Origin of the sequence: Planococcus daihaiensis (assembly GCF_049262615.1) — a bacterium.
GTDB lineage: Bacteria > Bacillota > Bacilli > Bacillales_A > Planococcaceae > Planococcus.
In genome coordinates, this window is the sequence record NZ_CP175504.1 from 2,208,883 (window position 1) to 2,228,868 (window position 19,986).

Genomic DNA, 19,986 nt, shown 5'->3' on the forward strand with positions numbered 1-19,986 from the left:
TCTTAACTTAAAAGGACGAAAGCGATCCGCGGCAGGTTTCGCACAAAAAAATAAAGGATTATCTGAATATACAGAGAACTTTAAGTTATAATAGAATGAAGAAAACGTCGCTCTAGCCCAATTGAATGGAGGGAAACGGATGGACAAAAAACTTCTCAGGATTTTTGCACTTATTGTTTTGATCATTCTCCTTGCAGGCTGTCAGGAAGAACCGGAAGTAGAGACGGCGCCGGATGAAGCGGAGGCGGAAGGGACCTCGCAAGCGGAAATACGTGCGCAGCAATACCTCGAGTTATGGAATGACCAGGAATTTTCGAAGATGTACGGTTCTTTCCTGAATCAGGGGTCGAAGGATGTCTACGGTTCCCTGAATTTTGTGACGTGGCAGGAAGACATTTATGAGCAGCTCGGCGTCAGCGATGTCAACGTGACTTATGAACCGCCGGAAGAACCGGTGGAATATACAAAAGACACACCGGCGGATTTCACTATTCATGTCGAAATGGAGACGCTTGCCGGTCCCATCGAATTCGACCAAACTTTGACGCTGCTGCATGAATCGCACGATGAGATGGAAGACTGGTTCGTCGAATGGGACCCGTCCTATATCCTGCCGAGGCTTGAATTGGGCGATGAGGTCGAGGTGCAAATGACCGAGGCAGTGCGCGGGGAGCTCGTGGACCGCCACGACCGGCCGATTGCGGCGAATAGCGAAGCGATGACAATCGGCATCGTGCCGATGAATTTCAATACGTCCGAGCAGAAGCAGAAACTTGCCCGTGCGCTTGAAATCGATGTCGAGGAAATCAATGCGGCCATCAATAAAAGCTGGGTGCAGCCACATTATTTTGTGCCGATCAAACAAGTGCCCATGAACAACCAATTGATGCTTGACCGCGTCTTCGCGGTGCCAGGCACGCAGCAGGTAACGTCGACTTTCCGCGAATATCCATACGGTGAAGCGCTGGCGCATCTGATCGGCTATATCGGACCGATCACAGCGGAGCAGTTGGCAGAGCTGGAAGGTGAGGGCTATGGGCCGAACGATCTGATTGGGCGCCAAGGCTTGGAGCGGGCACTCGAGGAACGTTTGCGCGGCAAGCCGGGTGTCAGAGTTCTTGCGTATAGAGCAGGGGGCGGCGACCCGACAGTGCTATTCGAAAACGATGCAGGCGAAGGCGAAGTCGTCAAATTGACGATCGATGCCGAACTGCAAAAATCGATTTTCGAATCGATGGGCGGCGAGCCTGGAGCGAGCGCAGCGGTGCATCCGGAAACCGGTGAAACGCTGGCGCTCGTCAGCTCGCCTTCCTATGACCCGAACGAATTTTTAAAAGGCATCACCGGCTCGCGTTACCAGGAGCTGTCGGACGATCCGGATAAACCATTGTTCATCCGTTTTGCCGCTTCCTATTCGCCGGGTTCCGCAATAAAACCGGTAACCGCGGCCATCGGACTTGAGTCAGGAGCGATCGATCCGGAAGAAGGCGTCGACATTGAAGGCGAACGCTGGCAGCTGAACGGTTCGTGGGGCGGCTTCCATATTACGCGGCTTCATCCCGAAGTTGAAAATCCGGTGGATCTCCACAAAGCATTGGTCTATTCGGACAATATTTATTTCGCGCAAAAAGGGCTCGAAATCGGTCGTGAAGAAATGATCGCAGGCTACGAAAATTTCGGCTTTACGGAAAATATTCCATTTGTATTAAATCTGCAGCCGTCGACCATCACGAATAATGGCTCACTCGGCTCAGACGGCCAGACAGCTGACACAGCTTACGGCCAGGGGCAGATGCTCGTCAATATTCTCCATCTCGCGGCGATGTACGAGCCGCTCCTGAACGGCGGCACAATGTACGAGGCGTCGATACTGCTGGAGGAAAATGAACCGGTGGTCTGGAAAGAAAATCTCGTGAGCGATGACAACGCGGAACTCCTGCGCGCTGCGCTGCGAAGCGCGGTGACGGATGGCTACGCAGAATCCGCCAATATTGATGAAGTGGCGATTGCCGGCAAGACGGGCACCACAGAACTCAAAATGCGTACCGGTGAAGCGGGCAAAGAAAACGGCTACTTCGTCGGCTATGACTCCGACAATCCGGATGCCATCATCGCGATGATGATCGAAGGCATCGAGGACGAGTCGAACGGCAGCGATTACGTGGCGGCGAAAGTTGCGAGCGTGTTGAAGCAGCATAAAGAATAGCGTTGGGGGAAGGAGCAGCCGCGGCTGCTTCTTTTTTGTGGATTTTTTGTGAGTTGGGCATAAAAGTGACGAAGTTGGGCATATTCGGTCCAAAGTTGGGCATATCCGGGTTGAAGTTGAGCGTATTTTTTTTTTTTCGCTTTTCGCCTGCGAAAAGCATCCATTCGTCTTTTGACCTTGGCTTTTGAAGCTGTTTCTTTTGGTGGTTTTATTGAGTTGGGAGTAAAAGCGGTGAAGTTGGGAATATACATAGCAAAGTTGGGAGTAAATCGATTAGAGTTGGGAATAAACGACGGCAAGTTGGGAGTATTCCGTTAAAGAAATAAAGGACTTCCAACTTTCATGCTGAATAAAGATTAAGTGGCAACAAGATTCGAACATGAAAGTGCAGGTGAACAGCATATGAAGAATTTCGAAAAACTATGGACGACGGACGGGCTGTTGCTCGATAAAAATGGGGACGGCGTCATCGATGGAGTTTCTCTCCACGTGGCATTGCCTGAAGGGCTGAGGCCACTGGGGCTGCTGGATTTCTTTGCAAGATTGGGATTGGAAACCACAGCGATCTCCTATGATTTTTTCGGGAATTCCGGCCAGAAAGTTGTCATGGAATTTATAGAAGCTGCGGGAGCGGCGCATGCGCGATTCGAAGAGAACCGCTTGAGCTGTTTCTATGAAAATGAAAACGATCTTTCTGCGCTGCTGTCAGAAATTGCGGGACATGACAGCGACATTATAATAGAAGAAAAAGAGATTCCTTTAAATCACATACGCAGCTTAGCTGACATTTGGAGCTTCTCCGGTTTTGGTGCCTTTGACGAAGCGACTCCGCAGCACGATTTGAGTTTGAACATCCAAATGGAGGAGGCTGTCGTTACGTCAGAGTTGTTCCGCGAATTATGTCATTTCGCCGCAAGATGCGGGTTATATAGTACGTCGTTGAACCTGCCGCTAACCGGAAATGACCAAGCGCGAATTCATTTCCATGTGGCTTCAGGAGAGGAAACGAGACTTCGGCTGCTCCAAACCAATCAGATTGAATTGTCGGGAACGCAAGCGGGCTGCGCGCAAGCGTTGAAAACCTTGAACAACAGCAGACATTGGAGCCAGCAAGGGGATTTTGGCTATTGGGAGCAGGAATTGATCTTAAATGACAAGAAGGAAGCGGAACTTTGGTACGAAAATTCCTGGGAGGATGTTTCGGAGAGAGAACTCGTCATGCGGGAACTCGCCAAGTTGGAACAATTGCCGGAGGATTTCCAAATTTATTTATCCGAACCGCTCGAAATCCGGCAAGATTTCGCGAAAGAACTCCAAGCGAAATTTCCATCCATCAATACAATAAAAGTCCGTTCCGCATTCAAGACCGGGTTTCATTGGATTCGGGAAGAGCTGCTTCCGGAACTCGATCCCGACATCACCGAAATCCACATTTCGGTGCGCAAAGAAGCGAGCGATGATGGACTGGAACTGCCGATCCGCTGGATACAAGAACTTTACCCGATAGATGGGATGATTGAAAAGTCTGGAAAAATAAAATCCAAAGATGTAAATTTTTACCTCAAAGACCACCAACAATTTACCTATCAAGTCGAAGGGATTTACGAAGACGGCACGAGAAAACTCCTGGGCCGCCTCGAAGTGCCGATTGCAAAAATGCCGTATGTCACATCCAATCAATTCGCTTATCCGAGCACAGGGGCTGTACGTTTGCAGCACGAGGGAATCGTCGCTAATGACATCCTCATCCCCACGGACCGCGAACGGTTTTATTTGCATTACCTGCAGGAATTTCTGCCGAATCTGAAAAACAAGCTCGCCGGATACAATGAAGGACAGGGTCGAACCCGACCATTTTTTGACCGCATTGAAATCGATGTGACGTTGAGCGAAGAAGAAGAGAAGCTCCATGTCGATGAAGAGCGGACCTCGTCATCGGAAGCGTTATATGAAGATCTTTATTTCAATACATTGGATTATTTTGCTGAATGGGGAATAGAGCTCGAAGGCAAGGCTTTCGATGCGCCAGGCGGTGTGCATCCCTTTATCCATGTGAAAAAGGGCGCGTCACCGTCCGCCTCCATCCGTGTCTACAAATGGGAAGACCGTGAACTCGCGGATTGGCGGACGCTTCAAATTGATTTTGACACAAAAGGTGAACTGGCTTCAGCAACTCTTGCAGCCGGTGACCGTGAAGTGACAGTGCCGACCGGAACGCGGCCGGAGCTGCCGCATGCAGATTCCCCGGGTGCCCGGACGATTTTAGCGGATCATTCCTATCAGGGACGGCAGGTGCCCCTTCTGGAATATTATCTGGCGTCAGGCGAAACGTTTGATTCGCCCATCAAACTGACCCTATTCAAGAAGACATTGGTCATCGAGGCCGGGCACCATGCGAATGAAATCTCCAGCACGCCCGCGGTATTGAAGTTGCTCGAGAATGCCGATGATTATTTGAAAGACGTGAACATCGTGGTGATTCCGAATGCCAATCCGGACGGTTACGCGTTGCTGCAAAAGATGGTCGAGGAACATCCCGAGTGGAAGCATCATGCCGCGCGATACAATGCGGTCGGCCTGGAATTTGCGCACGTCCGTTACCAAAAGACGATTTTCGGCGAAGCCAATGTGCTGCCGCTGATCATGAAGAAGTGGGCGCCGGATGTTATCGTGGACGATCACGGCATCCCGGCACATGAATGGGTGCAGCCGTTTGCTGGTTACAACAGCCCGCCGAGGTTTCCAGTTTCGTACTTTTTGCCGAGCGCGAAGATTTACGGCATCGGCCGGATTTCAGACGGAGCCAATAAATCGTTGCACGCGCAAAATCTCGAAGCTGTCGTCCTAGCGGTCAGCGGGAGTCTCGCGGGCAGTCCTGCTGCCGAGCAAAACGAATATTGGAAAGAGCGCTTTACGAAATATGGGCACCAGTGGCTCCCAGAGGTTTTCCCGCTGGAAGAAGCGCCGCATATGAATTTTTACCGAATGACTTCCGTGACGCCGCAATATCCGACCGTCAGCATCCAGCGCTATCCGGAATGGGTGGCGGCTGATGTGATCTCTGAAGCCGCCGATGAAGTGGTGTACGGTGACAGTTTGGAGGGCTGCATCGAGGCACATATTTTATTCAATAGGGGCATTTTGAAGCTTTTGAAGGAACAGGGGATTCAGACGGATGCGCGTGGACTGAACAAAAGTCGAGTGCGGCCGATCCGTTTTTGATGGAGTTGGGCATAAAAGTGGAGAAGTTGGGCATATCCGGTTCAAAGTTGGGCATAAATCGATGAAAGTTGGGCATATCCCACGCCAACTTGGGCATATACCGAAAATGGCATCCACAACTCCCACTCAAAATAAAAATTCACAGGAGGTCACCCATGAAAATGCTGTTTCATTACAATTGGCAAGTCAGAGAAGAATGGTATCAATGGTGCGAGGGGATCCCTGAAGAAGAGCTGCTGAAAAAACGCACCGGCGGCGTCGGCAGCATTCTCGAAACACTGTTTCACATAGCGGATACGGAGTGGAGCTGGATCCGCGTCTTAAAAGGCGAATCCGATTTCCAGGAAAAGTTCGCCGAATTCAGCAGTCTCAGCAAGGTGCGCGAACTGGATGCCAGCTTCCGTCCGGAAGTCGAAGAATTTGTCGACAACTGGGATGCCAGCATGGAAAATCGGCAGCTCGTCTCCATAGCGAAAGACGGAACCGAGTTCAGCGATGCCTGGGGCGAAGTCATGCGCCACGTTATCGCGCATGAAATCCATCACATCGGGCAATTATCCGTCTGGTCGAGGGAACTCGGCAAAGAGCCGGTGGCCGCGGATTTGCTGGGGCGTGGGCTTGGTGACGTGAAATAGCCGAGCAGATGAAGTCAAATCCAATAAAACACAAAAAACAGCGTCGTAAAAGCAATCCTTTTACGACGCTGTTTTATTTTATCCTGCATTAAATCTCCATCACCGCAAAATAATTCCCTTCATCATCCGCGAAGTTGAAGCTTTTGCCAATTCCCATATCCACCAGTTCGCCCGTTGTGACGCCTCGTTCCTTGTAATCCGCATACAGCTTTTCAATGTCCTCCGTATAGAACATCAAAGAAGGGACGCCAAGATCCAATTCCGGCGACATCTTCGAAATGGCTTCCTTGTCGTGCAGGACAATCGTCGTCTCCGCCTCTTCAGAAGGGGCAATCTCGATCCAGCGCATGCCCATTTCCTTCGAACCGCCATCGCTGATCACGACAAATCCCGCTTTTTCTGTCCAGAATTTCTTTGCCAAATCCTGATCCACCACATATACCATCACTTGCCCAAGCTTACTGATCAACCCGATCACTCCTTCGCCAATTTGATTTTACAAGCCTATTATACTCAATGAATGCCAATTCCAAAATGATCTGTGCCAATAAAAAATGCCACGACAGATATTTTCCCGTCCTGACATATTTCGTCACCATTCACCGTAATGCCTGCTGCGCACGGTGCTCATCTTCTTTTCTCACATAGAAATCATATTGCGCATTGTCGATTTCCTGATTGCGCGTACTCGGAATAGCCGTTTGCCTGGAGGTGTCAAAAAGACTGGTCGTCATTTTCCTTACCGCGTCATATTGAACATCACCCTGGCTGAGTTTATTGCACGCCTTATAATACATATCCTGCCCAAACGCCGTGTAGGCAAGATGCTTTTTCTCAAAAAACAAATAGCGGATCAATCCCATATCGGCCATCTCCTCCCCGTATTTCTAACGTTTCCGCAATTCCTCTGCAATTTCCTTCAAATAAGCATTGCGCTCTTTCGACAAGTTCACCCACATAATAGTTAAATAAATCGCAATTGCGATTGGTATCAATGAAAATAAAAGTGCAAGAATCGGAAATATCGTAAACATTACATCTCCCATAAGCCATTCCCCCTTGTCTTTAATATACGTGCACAGATGGGAAATGTTTCAAAAAATAAAAGCATTCCTTTGAAACAGGAGAGGAAGGGATAAAAATTGGGTGCGTTTGATATGGAGGGAGAACCGTGAGATAAAATCCATTATACGTGAGATAAAACCTGCTATACGTGAGGTAAACTCCGCCAAACGTGAGGTAAAAAAGAAAATCAACAATTCCCCACACTTTGCGAGAAAACACGTATCGGCTCCAAAACGGGCGGGGGCCGCAGCCCCGCCCACAGCCGTCCGCCGCGGCGGACGGCGACCATTCAGCCCTTCGGAAAATTGGGGATGTTGGATACAAGAGGGTAACCGTGAGATAAAATCCGTTATACGTGAGGTAAACGGATCTATACGTGAGATAAAACCCGCTATACGTGAGGTAAACTCCGCCAAACGTGAGGTAAAAAAGAAAATCAGCAAATCCCCACACTTTGCGAGAAAACCCATATCGGCTCCAAAACGGGCGGGGGCCGCAGCCCCGCCCACAGCCGTCCGCCGCGGCGGACGGCGACCATTCAGCCCTTCGGAAAATTGGGGATGTTGGTTACAAGAGGGTAACCGTGAGATAAATTCCGTTATACGTGAGGTAAACGGATCTATACGTGAGATAAAACCCGCTAAACGTGAAGTAAACTCCGCTATACGTGAGGTAAATACCCTCAGCACCTTGAACCCTTCTCAGATTTGGGGTAAATTGGATATGGAAACGCCACTGTCCGGGAGGTTATTTTTTGAAGAACACAAAAATGAGGATTGCCTGGATTATTCCTAATATATTTTTATACTTAATGTTTATAGGGTTTTCTACTTTTGTAGTGTTAAATGCAGAAGGTTTACAGGGAATAAACCGTTTCGGTATATGGGTATTTTTCATGATGCTGCTTTTATTGGTGGCCATAATTGGCAGTTTTCAAATCAGGTCATGGATAAAGGACGGGAAAATTTAATTTAGCTGATTGAGCTAATGCTTTCAATCAGGCCTAGTTGTGCTTCTTTCACAGACACGCAGAAACGGTCTTTACTTAAAAATATTTTCAAATTGGAGATGCTGAAATGACAAACCTCTTGAAAGAAGTTTCTGAAAAGATCATAGAAGCACATAAAACCGGAACACCCATCGATTTTATTCGCCATGATTATACAGTAGATGAAAACACATCTTATGCAGTCCAGGACGAAGTGGTGAAAGGAATTGCGAGCCAGCAAGGCGACATTGCCGGTTATAAAATCAGCATGACGAGCGCAGAAACGCAGGCCATTGCGAATACGCATGAGCCGGCTTATGGAACTTTGTTACGGTCCAATTTGCTGAAGAACGGGGATACGCTGTCGCTGTCGTCCATGTTTTCTCCACTGATTGAACCGGAGATCATGTTTATCTTGACGGAGGATTTGTCTGCAGGGGCTGATGCGGAAGAGATTTTAAGGAACAGTAAAATTGCGGCAGGAATTGAGATTCCGGATTCGCGGTATAAGGATTGGTTCCCTAACTTCTCTTTAGCTGATTTGCTTTGTGATAACACAGCGGTTGGGCGGGTGATTGTTGCAGAATTCGTTGCGCCGCCGTCATTTGAAGCTGTGGCGAATGAGCGGATGGAACTTTTTCATAATGGTGTGAAAGTCAATGAAGGAGCGGCTTCTGCTGTCCTCGGCAACCCCGTTTTGGCTGTTGCCTGGCTATCCCGTAAACTTGCGGACCACGGAAAAGTGTTGAAAAAAGGCATGGTGATTTCTTCAGGTACATTCATTTCGCCGATTGCCGCTGAAGAAGGCACTTATACGGTAGGCTATTCAACTCTCGGGCAAGTTGAAATTACTTTTAAACTGTAATAAAAATAACTGTCAATACAAAAAAAGATGCCGACATGCAGCTGCATGTCGGGCATCTTTTATTTATTTCCATTACGGATTCGTCGACCAAAGTCCAGCCGATTTCACGAGTACACGTGGATGCAGCTTCAACTGGGCAACCATCATTTCAGCCATATCTTCCGGCTGCATGACTTTATCTGGATTGCCGTCGGTCAAGTTCGACTCGATCGCCAAGTCAGTTGCGACGGTGCTTGGTGTCATGGCAGTGACGCGGATGTTGTGCTTTCTGACTTCCAGCATCAACGATTCCGTCAATCCCATCAAGCCGAATTTCGACGCGCTATAAGCACTTGTCACCGGCGCACCTTTTTGCCCGGCCGTTGACGAAATGTTGATGATGTCGCCGGATTCGCGCTCAATCATTTGCGGCAGAACAGCGCGCGTTACATAATAAACACCCATTAAGTTCGTATCGATGATGCCTTTGAATTCTTCAGGTGACAATTCGAGGAATTTCCCGAATTTGCCGATGCCCGCATTGTTGATCAGGATATCGATCGGCCCGAGTTCTGCCGTTATATGTTCAACAGCTGCGTTGACCGCTTCCATGTCCGCGACGTCAGCCGCAGCGAATACTGTCTTCACGCCGTATTCCTGCAATTCTGCTTGCACTTTCTCCAAATTGGCTGCCGTACGTCCGACAAGTCCAACATTGATGCCTTCCGCTGCAAAAGCGATGGCGGTAGAGCGGCCGATGCCTCTCCCGGCTCCTGTAATGATTGCGTTCTTTCCTTTAATGTTTTGCATTTGAACAGCTCCTCCAGTATCAATCAGTTTCATCAATCAGTGTAGCAAAGTGGAGAGGTGAAAATCCAAGTGGAGAACTCGGGACAGGAATTGTCTGCTTTGTTAGTTTGTTTAATGAAGAAACCATTCGGGAACAACTAGTATTAGGATGATTTTTAATTTAAGGGAGGAAACAATATAATGGCTAAAGTATTAGCAGTACTATCAAGTGGACACAAGGACGCTGAAAATAATTACGAAACCGGCTGGTGGGGCGAAGAATTATTTGCGCCGATGGAAATATTAGAAGCAGCAGGCCATCAAATGGACTTGGCTTCGCCACTCGGCGGCAAGCCCACTATCGATCAGGCCAGCATCACGAAAGAGACTGACCCTGAAGGCAAATACAAAAAAATGTATGAATCGGGATTAGCTGACAACACAAAAAAACTTTCGGAAGTAAACCCGAAAGACTATGACGCAGTATTCATCGTGGGCGGCCACGGCGCGATGTATGACTTGGCGGAAAATGAAACCTTGCATAACATCATCAATGGCGTATACGACAACGGCAATATCGTGTCAGCAGTATGCCACGGACCGGCTCCGTTACTGTGGACAAAACGCCCAGACGGCAAAAGCATCATTGAGGGCTTAGACGTAACCGGCTATCCGGAAGCAGTCGAACCTGAAGGTCTTCCGGCGATTCTGCCATTCAGCCTGGAAGGGGAAATGAGCAAAGTGGCCAATTATTCCGCTGAGCAAAAAGTGGTCTGGGGCAATGACCAATTGGTGACCGGCCGCGATCCGTTTTCTTCTGAAGCATTGGCCGAAGAGTTGGTAAAGGCTTTGGATAAAAAGAAATAAACCCGCAAACTGAGTAAGGGATCTTCACCTACAGAGATCCTGATTCCGAAAAACTTATGAATGCCAAATGCAGCACTTCGCGAAAATACATCGCAAAGTTCTGCATTTTTTTGCATTGAATAGTATTTCTGCAGGAGGGAGACCGCTGACAAGGTGAGGCGTTAGTCAGGAGGGGGTAGCGTGAGATAAATTGGGTTAACCGTGAGATAAAAGTGCACAACCATTAGATAAAATCCTCTAACCGTGAGATAAGATTCCCCAGAAATCTTACCCTTATCCAAAGAACAAAGCCCCTGATTACCCAAAACCGGGCGGGCGCTGCAGCGCCGCCCAAAGCAGTCCGCGGCCGCGGACTGCGACCATTCAGCTCTTCACCAGAAAAGAGGCTGCTGAAGATGGGTTCGTTAGATAAGAAGGTGCAACCGTGAGATAAACTGGCTCTAACGTGAGATAAAATCGTTTAACGGTGAGATAAACGTCGACAACCATGAGATAAAAATTCACCCTCCTTAAATAAAATACCGACAATCCAACTTGCCGCTGAAATCGGCAAGATCCGTTTCTCGTACTCAAAAGGGAGAATGATGATTTTTAAAATATAGGAAACTTAATTCCAAATAAGGGAAGATATGATACGCTTAAAATAGCTTAGTTATTTTATTAATGAGGTTTATTTATAAACGAAACAGACCGTTCATTCGTTAACAGGAGCTTTTCAGAGGGGGGATTTTTTTGAATAAGAAACTACTGTTTTCTATTGCTATGATTGTTGTAGCAGCGTTGGGGTATTCTTTGTATTATCTAAATCAATATCATATAGAAGACAGTGATTCATCTATTCAATCCAATTTAGAAAACTGGTTGAATCGTCCTGAGGGTGAAAATATCAATCCAACAGTATTAAGGGTGGAACAACTCGAGGATACAACTTCACATATTATTCATTTTCAACTAGGTAATGGAGATTATGGGTATGCGCGTTTAATAAGAGGAATAAATGGAAAGTTTAAGATTGATATGGCTGGATACGGCAGTGGATTTCATAATTCATCTTATCAAGTCATAGACACTAATGAAGGAGAGTATTTTATTTTGTACGGTGGAAATCCGGATTTGGAAATTGATCATATTTTAGTAACCGGCTATACAGGTGAATATGATTTTACATTTGATGTCTCGGAGGAACAAACGTTTTTGCAATACGCAAAAATACCAAACGGCGTCGAACAAGCTTTTCCTGCTGACTTATCATTTTATGATAGTGACAATAATGAGATTGAATAATTGTAGTCTTCTTTATTAAAGTAGAACGAACTGAAGACAAAGAAGAAGGTATTCTATGTGCGGCTATAAGACAGTTTTCGCAACATAAAGATGCCTGCCATGTACTCGTTACAGGGCGGGCATCTTGCTTCAAATAAGGTGGCGTGGTGACAAAATAGCTCGCAATTCATGTATATCGTCAACTTAAGGAGCCACTTGTTGGAGAAATACCAAGAAAAGGGGGTAATAATTTGCAAAATAGAAAACAACCCAAAAATCTTGTTGCCGTTCGAATAGTGGCCACGGCAATTATACTCCTGTCTTTAATATTGCCGTACTTTGAATTAATAGCTTATAGTACAACTCCTTTTGTGATTCTCATAACGCTTTTAATTTTTTATATTGTAGAAAGCAGATATGAGAAAAAAGCTGTAAGTGAATAAATGCACACAAGAAGTTTATTTCCAAAATTGATGTATCTGAGGTACAAACGTTTTTTCAATCCAAATTGTGCTCCTCCAAAAAACTTTCAATCCAACCATAATCCAAGGGTCCGTTTGTGATGGTAAATTGGTCCATATCAAACAGAAGGACATCTCGCTCAATCATTGAGGGGATAGAAATGCGTTCATCCTGATAATTAATTTGGAATGAAAACTGTTCATCCGGATCTTCAACCGCTCTCTGTTCGAAGAGGACAGCATTCTCCGTATTTGCCTGAAGAAAAATAAATTCCTCGATTTCCTCTGTATCTAATACGGCAACCATCTCTTTCTCACGATAGTCATTCCAGCGCCTAAAAATCAGAACAACTCCGGCAACCAGAATCAGTGCCAATAAATAAACGTATTTTTTTTAATGATCATCATCCCCCTGATTATAAAACACAGCTAAAGTAAACTATTGGCCTCTAATGGTATGCATTATTGTTTATTGGAAAAGAAACCTATACCAGCGTATTTTTTCATTCCCCAAGCACTGATAACAACCATTATTAGACCAGCAAACAAAATATAAATGGTGATTTCTCCTGATCTCTGCATCAAAAAATCCATCAATGCAATGACAATGAGCGCTGCGCTGATTCCCGTCATAATACCCCAAAATAACCGTATCATTTTTTAGCCACCTCTTTCTGATGCTTATGCTTAATCTCGAAATACTCCTGCCCATATTCAGGTTTTCATGTGGAGGTGCATAAAAAAAAGAATAGTTGAGTCAAATATTCCTCTTAAATGGCATATTTTATTGTTTATTGGAAAAGAACCCTATACCTACGTATTTCTTTAATCCCCAAGCGCTGATGACAGATAAAATCAGACCTGAAATCAGTAAGTAAATGGCGATTTCACCTGTTCTCTGGCCAATAAGCTGAGACAGAGCATAACCAAAAAGTATCCCACTTATTGATAGCATAAAAAACCAAAATAGACGTGTCATATGTATTCTCCTTTCAGTTTGAACATAAAAAATCTTGAAGAAATTTAAAGAATACCCAGCTCTTTCAGGTGGATATGCTTAATCTCGATATCCTCTTCGGCTTTAAAGCTCAATCTTCTCAACCGGGGCAAAGCCTTGTGTCTTCTTAAATTTCATGTTGTGCTCAAAATTAACCATAGAATCTGAACAATCGATTGCTTCGAAGTTCAAGCTGTTCAATGCTGTTTTATCGAAACGGACGGAGAGAACTGGCAAGGTTTCAGTTTTACCGGTCGATGTGTCCAGAATTTCATCCATTGCATGGACGACAACCGTGTCGAACGGCAAGATGGCAAACATGTCACGCGCAATTCTGATTGCACAACTACATACGTAATCCTGCAAAATATCGTAGTATTTCGATTTAGACATTTCCTTCACAGAGAGTTTACCAGTTTTCGTCAGTGTTTTTTGTTCAGTCGGCACGACGTTTTTCGAATGGACGTTGAATTCAACTTCAATTGTCTGCGGGTCTTCGATTATGAATTCAAAACCACTGCCAAATTCAAGCAGATCATCAAGCGGAGACAGCTCTTCGATAACTTGGAGATAGGCATCTATATCCTTTTGTAGAATCCGGTTCGCCAAGCGAGTAGTACGGATGAGTTCCTTAGATTCCTCTTCGTCTTTTATTCTTGCTGCAGAGACTTCTTGGCGTAATTTTTCTTCTTCTTTATCAGCTGTTTTAAACAGTTTTTGCATCATTGATGGCTTGAAGGATTTAAGGTGATCAAGTGCTTCTAATTCATGAATGCCCGTTTCTTTTGTATGGTGAGGATGCTTAGCACGACTGATTTCAAGCCAATTAAATTGATCATCACATTCTTTATGTATGGAATGAATCAGATCTATTTTATTTTCGAAAAGCTGAACTTCATAACGTGCACGTTCCAATTCTTCCTGCTTAGCGATTTCCTTTTGCTGACGGGCAAGTGATTGTTTGTTCTGCTGAGCGGTACTTTTATAAGTCCTGCTCGAACTGGAACTGGTTGAGTATAAGCCTGTACCCGGGATGCTGGTAGTAGTTCGTCGTTGTCCGCGCGAATTCACTGAATGACGAAGTCCTTTGACGCCAACACTGGCACCAACTCCCCGACTTGAAACATTTACCCGCATACCAGGCGCAACTTTAAAACTCTTTCTGAATCTGACTGCCATATGAATCTCTCCTTTTAAGTAAGTTGTAAGGAGACCCACTAATTAAAGTAGTCCTCCTGGAAATAATTAAATAGGGTTGAACGGATTAGATTATAAAAGACCACTTAGTTAAATAACTCACCTGGAACATCCCACAAAACATAATGCTCCGAAAATTGCCTAGTCTCGATTACCAAAGTTTCTTCAGCATTCTCAAAGACCAGCCCGGCACCCAGCTGCTCGACAAAATTCCATCCCTGCTCTTTCATGAATTCCTCGATGACAGCGTAGCGGGAATCTCCCGTATTCTTTGAGACATACCGATTCTGCGTCTCGCCTTCAGCAAACTGCTCATAGTCACTGTCCGAAAGTTCAAGCCCGATGATCGAAGATAGAATCGGCAGGGGATTTCCTTCCTGAGTCAAAGCGGGGCCGAATCTTAATGTAAGCAGACCAAGCATTACAATAAATAATATAAGCACTGTCATTAAAATTCTTTTCATATTCATCCCCCGCGAAATTCAAATTCACCGAACCGTTTTTCCTTTAAAGCATCATTAGGGAATTAAATGCAATAATCCCAAGCAGCATGATAATCTGCAGGGTAAGTCCGACAATACTGCAAATCAAACCGGACACCGCATAGCCTTGTCCACCTTCACCGGTTAATGCAATTTCATTTTTTGCTTTGTAATAAACCACGATGCCAATAATTCCAAGAATCAACCCCAGGAACGGCACCAGAATCGATAGGATACCCAACGTCAAAGTGATGACAGCCTTGCTGTTCGTCACCAATCGCGGGTCGGTTCCAGTTCTTTCGTTCATTTGAATCCTCCTCATCTCTTTGAATGTCTTGCCTTTTAAGGTAATTCATACATTAATTATACCAAAAATATCCATGTAAATGTTTTAAATATTCATTTAACTAAGGGGCAAGCAGCAGCGTAAAACTATGCGAAGAATAATATAATAGAAAAAGTGGCGATTGACGAAATGGCAGGAAGTATTTGGAATTAGGCATTAGCAGTCCAAAAAGCGGATGCATGGGTGTTTTCATTTCAAATCAAAAGCCTGTACAATTGGAGGAATAGCAAATTATTATGCTATTTCCACAATGCCCAAATACTGCAAAGCAATAGTAAAGAATGCTTTCTTATGAATGCAGTGGGTACCTAAAAAGGCTTTTAGATGGGGGATTTTAGAATGCAGAATAAATTTGCAAGAAGAGCCAATGCGCTGGAACCATCTGAAATGCGCTTAATCTTATCTTCTTCGGAACGACCTGAATTGATTTCGTTTGCAGGCGGGCTTCCTGCCTCAGAACTGTTTCCTATTGAAGAATTGAAAGCAGCAAGCCAAGCGGTCCTGACGGATCACGGGGCTGCGTCTCTTCAATACAGTTCGACGGAAGGGTATATCCCGCTGCGACAAGCGGTAATGGAAAGAATGGATGCCATTGGAATTCAAACAGATCTGCAGCAAGTGATGATTACATCAGGGTCTCAGCAGGCCATTGATCTGACTGGAAGAGTATTTCTTGACGAAGGGGATACCGTCATCTGTGAAAGTCCGACTTATCTTGCGGCAATCAATGCCTTTAACGTCTACCATGCAAACATAGTAGATGTGGAAATGGATGAAGACGGTATGAAGATGGATGCGTTGGAGAAATGCCTTCAGCAGAATCCACAGGCTAAATTTATTTATACGATTCCTGATTTTCAAAATCCGACTGGCAGAACACTCTCACTCCAAAGAAGAAAGCGGATGATTGAACTCGCCAATCAGTTTGATGTGCTGATCTTGGAAGATAATCCATACGGAGCCATCCGGTTTTCAGGACCCCCGATTCCGCCCATCAAACAATTTGATACGGAAGGACGGGTCATTTACCTTAGCAGCTTTTCAAAAATATTTGCACCTGGACTGCGATTGGGCTGGATTTGTGCAGAGAAAGATATACTCGAAAAGTACGCAGGATTTAAGGAATCTGCTGATATGCATTCCGACGGCCTTGCACAGCGCATTACAGCGAAATATATGGAAATGTACGATCTGGATAGTCATATTGAAAACATCAAAACCGTTTATCGGGAAAGATGTGCAACCATGTTGGACTGTATCGCCGAATATTTCCCTGAAAACATTTCCTGCAATAAGCCCGATGGCGGATTATTCATTTGGGTAGAGCTTCCTGACTCAGTAAATGCCGGCGACATCGCTCTGAAGTGTCTGGAAAATAACGTGGCTTTTGTACCCGGTGCACCTTTTTACGTTAGAGGCGCGCAAACAAACACGATGCGATTGAACTTCTCCAATTCAAACCCGGAACTGATCAAAGAAGGCATGAAACGCATTGGTGAAGTATTGCACCGTGAATTCCAGCTGGTGAATGAAAAGATGGAAGAGTTGGCAACATAATTCCGCTTCAACCATAAAATAACCCGTTCAGTTGAGTGGTACAAAAACTAAATTAAACACACAAAAGGAGTCCGAATTCGCATATGAATTGGACTCTCTTTATTTGCCTATACAACAACCTTTAGGATGCAAAAGCTACTGCTTTAGATGTGATATTAACGGGCCAATTAACAGCCATACAATAACTATTGTAGTTCCGTTAATATATGTGTTAATACTGCTGTTAATTTGTATGTCAAAGCACAATGATACATTTGGCTACCCCAATAAATAAAAGGACCAATAAGGCCCTTTTTTACTTTTACTATTCCATTAACGCACCTGTTAATTGAAGTACGTTATTTCACAAAGATTTTTTATAAGTAACACAAAATGGGGTCAATAAAGAACCAATAATTAAAATAAGTATTCCTGTTGCAAGTGTTGCAATAAAGTTATTAAAAGGCGAAAGGAAATTAGCAAAGATTAACATTGGTAAAATAGTCAACGAGACGAATGTAATCCTGCCAGGAATTGTTATCTTCTGCACCGTGCCACATTCACTGCATTTAATAGGTTTATAACCCCACCAGAACGATTTATAGATTTTACTCCAGCTAAATTGTGCATTACAGTTTTGACATTTTTGGATGAATAGCACTCCCTATTACTATTTGATCATCAACAAACTGGCTACGTTTGTTGAATACTGAATATGTACTTATCCTACTGCTATCATACCATAATTACCAAAAAAATCCTTATTGAAAATGAAAAAAGCACCTAATTGCGATGCTGATTGTTGTTCTAATTTGATGTTATTTTGCTTGATATTTCAACTTCTGTACCAGTGAACTGAACGGGTTATCTATAAAAGAAGGGGCTGTTTTATATAGAGTTACAAAATCGCTTCCGCAATAATCTTATCCAGCTTGCGGATATCGACTTTGCGTGCCAGATTCAATTTGAACCTGCCTAACGTCGTCCAGAGCTCGAGCTCGGTGTTCAGGTCGAACGTTCCAGCATTTTCCGACGAGTACATGATGATCGATTTGAAGGGGATTGTGTAGACTTCGACTTTCTTACCGGTCAATCCCTGTTTGTCTGAAATGATGAGGCGCTTGTTCGTCACGACGGCTGTGTCGCGCACCGTCTTGTAAGCGATTTGCGCCACTTCCCCTGGTACCAGCAACTCGTTGACCGAGTTCGGCACATCGATTTCCTGCGTGAATGTCCACGCCAGCATTGCACTTAATTCTGCCATTCAAAATTCCCCCTATTCGTTTCTGCCTTCAGTATGGCATAGCCTGGAAGTGGGAGGAAGAGCAGAATTTATTAATCGTAACGGCAGGTCTAATCACTCAAACAATCAAATCATTCTCCGACTTCATCCGGATCGCATCCTTCAGCAGCTTTTGCAGCAGGCCGGCAAAAATTGCAATGACACTGGAGCCGAACGTGATGAGCACGCCGATCGTGATGATGTGCGTGATGTCATCATCACGGATCAGCGCAATCGTCGCCCCTTCACCCAGTACGATAAACGCGATGATCGTCAGAGCGCAATACTTGATTGTCTTCAGCCCCTTGACCGCAACATCCGAGAACGCTTCGCCCCGGTCGATGAAGGTCAACAGCCTGAAGGTCTGATGCAGCGCAATAAAAAACGGCAGGAAGAAGATGTAAGCCGCTATCAAAAACGGGTACTGCAGATAAGCGGTTTCCGGATGCAGCTGGGCATCCATCGCAGCCATCCCCGGCAAACCGAATACACACAACGCCAGCGCCACACCGGCAATCAGTAAAAGCACCGCTTTGAGAAAGAGCGTTGAAGCATGTCTGCGTTTCATGGAATCACTCCGTTCGGTTAAGGTAGATTTAATATAGCACGTTATTTATTGTTTATCAATAAATAATTATTGATATTCAATGATTAGAGTGAATTAATTTAAAATTCCTCCTATTATAATTATTGGAATAAATATATACATATAAAAGTTAAATTATGTTAATCTATAAGTAACAATGATTAGTAAAATATGACCAAAAAATAACATAATATGGTTTAGGAAGTAATCAATTAATTGTATTAAGATTCAAAGGAATTAACAAAGTGGTTGGAATTTGGTCTTGGGTAATTAAAAGTCATCAAAATATATACAGTTTGGAATTTGAATAACTTTTTCATTTTCTGTACGGAAAGGAATAGATTTGGCAACTAAGCAATCAATTTATGGGCAATCAATTATTTTAAATGAGAAAAGTGTAAATGAGTACGTAATTGTTGGCACAATGAGTTCAGGGAAATCGACATTCATTAACAGCATAATAGGCTTCGAACTATTTCCTTCAAAAATTAGTGCCTGTACTGCGAAAAATTTTTCTTATTATGGAAATCCTGATATCAATTATTTTTTATTTCTTAATAACACTATTAAGAAGCCAGTTCAACGCGAAAAATTAGTTATGAGTCAAATTGAGAAATGGAATCAGGATCAAAGGATTGCTGAAATTATTATTGAAGGTCCAGTAATCACTCATAAAGAAAATGGCTTTGCAATTATTGATACACCAGGTCCTAATAACTCAATGACTAAGTCTCATGAAGAAACGATGAAAAAAGCATTGAGTAAATCCTACCATTCTATTATTTACGTTCTCAATGCAACTCAGTTAGGTGTAGATGATGACAGAAATCTTCTGCATTTTGTAAGAGAACAAGTTGGTTTGAAAAAAATTATTTTTATTGTCAACAAAGCAGATATGATAGACGACACTGAACAAGAAAATTTGTATAACTTCTCTGAAAACGTTACAAATTACCTCAAGAATAATGGATTTGAAAAACCTTCAATCTATTTTGTGTCTTCAATAGCAGCAATGCTAGCAATGAAAATTCAGTCTAAAACTGCCTTAACGCGTAAAGAATCCTCGACATATTGGCGGCTTGAAGAAACATTAAAGAAAAATCTAGCCCAATACAATATCAATGAGAAGAAGCCTTCCTTTGAAAATACCAAAAGTGCATCACTGAACAATGAAGTGTGGAATAATTCAGGAATTCAATCAATTATAAACTTATTATGAG

Annotated in this window: 22 protein-coding genes; 9 read left to right on the plus strand and 13 right to left on the minus strand. The window is 44.2% G+C overall.

The window, feature by feature from the left end:
* The first annotated feature begins 139 nt into the window (after positions 1-139).
* The 3 genes from DHX103_RS10885 (at position 140) to DHX103_RS10895 (ending at position 6,063) form a co-directional block, all read left to right on the plus strand.
* On the plus strand, positions 140-2,206 hold the full coding sequence (locus DHX103_RS10885; RefSeq protein WP_422122304.1) for a penicillin-binding transpeptidase domain-containing protein: 2,067 nt from the start codon (positions 140-142) through the stop codon (positions 2,204-2,206).
* A 402-nt stretch (positions 2,207-2,608) separates the two neighbouring features.
* The gene (locus DHX103_RS10890) at positions 2,609-5,428 is read left to right on the plus strand and encodes a M14 family metallopeptidase (RefSeq protein WP_422122305.1); all 2,820 of its coding nucleotides are present in this window, start codon (positions 2,609-2,611) and stop codon (positions 5,426-5,428) included.
* 155 nt (positions 5,429-5,583) lie between these two features.
* Positions 5,584-6,063 (plus strand): DinB family protein, encoded by a 480-nt coding sequence (locus DHX103_RS10895; protein WP_422122306.1) that lies wholly within the window; start codon positions 5,584-5,586, stop codon positions 6,061-6,063.
* An 88-nt stretch (positions 6,064-6,151) separates the two neighbouring features.
* Here DHX103_RS10895 and DHX103_RS10900 read toward each other — a convergent pair whose 3' ends face one another.
* The 3 genes from DHX103_RS10900 to DHX103_RS10910 form a co-directional block, all read right to left on the minus strand.
* On the minus strand, positions 6,152-6,532 hold the full coding sequence (locus tag DHX103_RS10900; protein WP_422122307.1) for a VOC family protein: 381 nt from the start codon (positions 6,530-6,532) through the stop codon (positions 6,152-6,154).
* Between the two features lie 130 nt (positions 6,533-6,662).
* Positions 6,663-6,926, minus strand: coding sequence for a hypothetical protein (locus DHX103_RS10905; RefSeq protein WP_422122308.1), 264 nt, complete (start codon positions 6,924-6,926; stop codon positions 6,663-6,665).
* 24 nt (positions 6,927-6,950) lie between these two features.
* Positions 6,951-7,109, minus strand: a complete 159-nt coding sequence (locus tag DHX103_RS10910; protein WP_422122309.1) for a hypothetical protein — start codon at positions 7,107-7,109, stop codon at positions 6,951-6,953.
* Positions 7,110-7,882: 773 nt separating this feature from the next.
* Here DHX103_RS10910 and DHX103_RS10915 point away from each other — a divergent pair.
* Both DHX103_RS10915 and DHX103_RS10920 read left to right on the plus strand, forming a co-directional pair.
* Complete coding sequence (locus tag DHX103_RS10915; RefSeq protein ID WP_422122310.1) at positions 7,883-8,098, plus strand: hypothetical protein; 216 nt, start codon at positions 7,883-7,885, stop codon at positions 8,096-8,098.
* Between the two features lie 106 nt (positions 8,099-8,204).
* A complete protein-coding gene (locus tag DHX103_RS10920) occupies positions 8,205-8,981 on the plus strand; it encodes a 2-keto-4-pentenoate hydratase (RefSeq protein ID WP_422122311.1) in 777 nt (258 codons plus the stop codon).
* 72 nt (positions 8,982-9,053) lie between these two features.
* On the opposite strand, the gene DHX103_RS10925 is transcribed toward DHX103_RS10920, so the two are convergent.
* The gene (locus tag DHX103_RS10925; protein WP_422122312.1) at positions 9,054-9,770 is read right to left on the minus strand and encodes a 3-ketoacyl-ACP reductase; all 717 of its coding nucleotides are present in this window, start codon (positions 9,768-9,770) and stop codon (positions 9,054-9,056) included.
* 180 nt (positions 9,771-9,950) lie between these two features.
* Here DHX103_RS10925 and DHX103_RS10930 point away from each other — a divergent pair, with 180 nt between their 5' ends.
* On the plus strand, positions 9,951-10,616 hold the full coding sequence (locus DHX103_RS10930; RefSeq protein ID WP_422122313.1) for a type 1 glutamine amidotransferase domain-containing protein: 666 nt from the start codon (positions 9,951-9,953) through the stop codon (positions 10,614-10,616).
* 732 nt (positions 10,617-11,348) lie between these two features.
* Positions 11,349-11,900 (plus strand): hypothetical protein, encoded by a 552-nt coding sequence (locus tag DHX103_RS10935; RefSeq protein WP_422122314.1) that lies wholly within the window; start codon positions 11,349-11,351, stop codon positions 11,898-11,900.
* A gap of 477 nt (positions 11,901-12,377) precedes the next feature.
* On the opposite strand, the gene DHX103_RS10940 is transcribed toward DHX103_RS10935, so the two are convergent.
* From DHX103_RS10940 to DHX103_RS10965, 6 genes are all read right to left on the minus strand, one after another.
* A complete protein-coding gene (locus DHX103_RS10940) occupies positions 12,378-12,716 on the minus strand; it encodes a hypothetical protein (RefSeq protein ID WP_422122315.1) in 339 nt (112 codons plus the stop codon).
* Positions 12,717-12,802: 86 nt separating this feature from the next.
* Positions 12,803-12,997: a hypothetical protein gene (locus DHX103_RS10945; protein WP_422122316.1), complete on the minus strand. Its 195-nt coding sequence runs from the start codon at positions 12,995-12,997 to the stop codon at positions 12,803-12,805.
* A gap of 127 nt (positions 12,998-13,124) precedes the next feature.
* Positions 13,125-13,319, minus strand: a complete 195-nt coding sequence (locus DHX103_RS10950) for a hypothetical protein (protein WP_422122317.1) — start codon at positions 13,317-13,319, stop codon at positions 13,125-13,127.
* Positions 13,320-13,421: 102 nt separating this feature from the next.
* Positions 13,422-14,516 carry a DUF4236 domain-containing protein gene (locus tag DHX103_RS10955; RefSeq protein WP_422122318.1) on the minus strand — a complete coding sequence of 365 codons (1,095 nt, stop codon included), beginning with the start codon at positions 14,514-14,516 and terminating at the stop codon, positions 13,422-13,424.
* Positions 14,517-14,620: 104 nt separating this feature from the next.
* Positions 14,621-14,998 carry a hypothetical protein gene (locus DHX103_RS10960; RefSeq protein ID WP_422122319.1) on the minus strand — a complete coding sequence of 126 codons (378 nt, stop codon included), beginning with the start codon at positions 14,996-14,998 and terminating at the stop codon, positions 14,621-14,623.
* 43 nt (positions 14,999-15,041) lie between these two features.
* Positions 15,042-15,323 carry a DUF4190 domain-containing protein gene (locus tag DHX103_RS10965; RefSeq protein WP_422122320.1) on the minus strand — a complete coding sequence of 94 codons (282 nt, stop codon included), beginning with the start codon at positions 15,321-15,323 and terminating at the stop codon, positions 15,042-15,044.
* Positions 15,324-15,701: 378 nt separating this feature from the next.
* On the opposite strand from DHX103_RS10965, the gene DHX103_RS10970 reads away from it, so the two are divergent.
* Positions 15,702-16,919, plus strand: coding sequence for a PLP-dependent aminotransferase family protein (locus tag DHX103_RS10970; protein WP_422122321.1), 1,218 nt, complete (start codon positions 15,702-15,704; stop codon positions 16,917-16,919).
* A 343-nt stretch (positions 16,920-17,262) separates the two neighbouring features.
* Here DHX103_RS10970 and DHX103_RS10975 read toward each other — a convergent pair whose 3' ends face one another.
* The 3 genes from DHX103_RS10975 to DHX103_RS10985 all read right to left on the minus strand — a co-directional run bounded on the left by DHX103_RS10975 (position 17,263) and on the right by DHX103_RS10985 (position 18,748).
* A complete protein-coding gene (locus tag DHX103_RS10975; RefSeq protein ID WP_422122322.1) occupies positions 17,263-17,559 on the minus strand; it encodes a TIGR04104 family putative zinc finger protein in 297 nt (98 codons plus the stop codon).
* A gap of 237 nt (positions 17,560-17,796) precedes the next feature.
* A complete protein-coding gene (locus tag DHX103_RS10980) occupies positions 17,797-18,162 on the minus strand; it encodes a PH domain-containing protein (protein ID WP_422122323.1) in 366 nt (121 codons plus the stop codon).
* Positions 18,163-18,259: 97 nt separating this feature from the next.
* A complete protein-coding gene (locus DHX103_RS10985) occupies positions 18,260-18,748 on the minus strand; it encodes a DUF2975 domain-containing protein (RefSeq protein ID WP_422122324.1) in 489 nt (162 codons plus the stop codon).
* 361 nt (positions 18,749-19,109) lie between these two features.
* Between DHX103_RS10985 and DHX103_RS10990 the strand changes: the two genes are divergently transcribed.
* Positions 19,110-19,985: a dynamin family protein gene (locus DHX103_RS10990; RefSeq protein WP_422122325.1), complete on the plus strand. Its 876-nt coding sequence runs from the start codon at positions 19,110-19,112 to the stop codon at positions 19,983-19,985.
* Position 19,986 lies beyond the last annotated feature (1 nt).

What these genes read in the sequence shown, in the direction of transcription:
- DHX103_RS10910 (WP_422122309.1), bottom strand. Translation starts at nt 7,109, where the DNA reads ATGGGAGATGTAATGTTTACGATATTTCCGATTCTTGCACTTTTATTT.
- DHX103_RS10970 (WP_422122321.1), top strand. Translation starts at nt 15,702, where the DNA reads ATGCAGAATAAATTTGCAAGAAGAGCCAATGCGCTGGAACCATCTGAA.
- DHX103_RS10950 (WP_422122317.1), bottom strand. Translation starts at nt 13,319, where the DNA reads ATGACACGTCTATTTTGGTTTTTTATGCTATCAATAAGTGGGATACTT.
- DHX103_RS10890 (WP_422122305.1), top strand. Translation starts at nt 2,609, where the DNA reads ATGAAGAATTTCGAAAAACTATGGACGACGGACGGGCTGTTGCTCGAT.
- DHX103_RS10905 (WP_422122308.1), bottom strand. Translation starts at nt 6,926, where the DNA reads ATGGGATTGATCCGCTATTTGTTTTTTGAGAAAAAGCATCTTGCCTAC.
- DHX103_RS10980 (WP_422122323.1), bottom strand. Translation starts at nt 18,162, where the DNA reads ATGGCAGAATTAAGTGCAATGCTGGCGTGGACATTCACGCAGGAAATC.
- DHX103_RS10920 (WP_422122311.1), top strand. Translation starts at nt 8,205, where the DNA reads ATGACAAACCTCTTGAAAGAAGTTTCTGAAAAGATCATAGAAGCACAT.
- DHX103_RS10895 (WP_422122306.1), top strand. Translation starts at nt 5,584, where the DNA reads ATGAAAATGCTGTTTCATTACAATTGGCAAGTCAGAGAAGAATGGTAT.
- DHX103_RS10985 (WP_422122324.1), bottom strand. Translation starts at nt 18,748, where the DNA reads ATGAAACGCAGACATGCTTCAACGCTCTTTCTCAAAGCGGTGCTTTTA.
- DHX103_RS10930 (WP_422122313.1), top strand. Translation starts at nt 9,951, where the DNA reads ATGGCTAAAGTATTAGCAGTACTATCAAGTGGACACAAGGACGCTGAA.
- DHX103_RS10945 (WP_422122316.1), bottom strand. Translation starts at nt 12,997, where the DNA reads ATGATACGGTTATTTTGGGGTATTATGACGGGAATCAGCGCAGCGCTC.
- DHX103_RS10925 (WP_422122312.1), bottom strand. Translation starts at nt 9,770, where the DNA reads ATGCAAAACATTAAAGGAAAGAACGCAATCATTACAGGAGCCGGGAGA.
- DHX103_RS10960 (WP_422122319.1), bottom strand. Translation starts at nt 14,998, where the DNA reads ATGAAAAGAATTTTAATGACAGTGCTTATATTATTTATTGTAATGCTT.
- DHX103_RS10955 (WP_422122318.1), bottom strand. Translation starts at nt 14,516, where the DNA reads ATGGCAGTCAGATTCAGAAAGAGTTTTAAAGTTGCGCCTGGTATGCGG.
- DHX103_RS10885 (WP_422122304.1), top strand. Translation starts at nt 140, where the DNA reads ATGGACAAAAAACTTCTCAGGATTTTTGCACTTATTGTTTTGATCATT.
- DHX103_RS10965 (WP_422122320.1), bottom strand. Translation starts at nt 15,323, where the DNA reads ATGAACGAAAGAACTGGAACCGACCCGCGATTGGTGACGAACAGCAAG.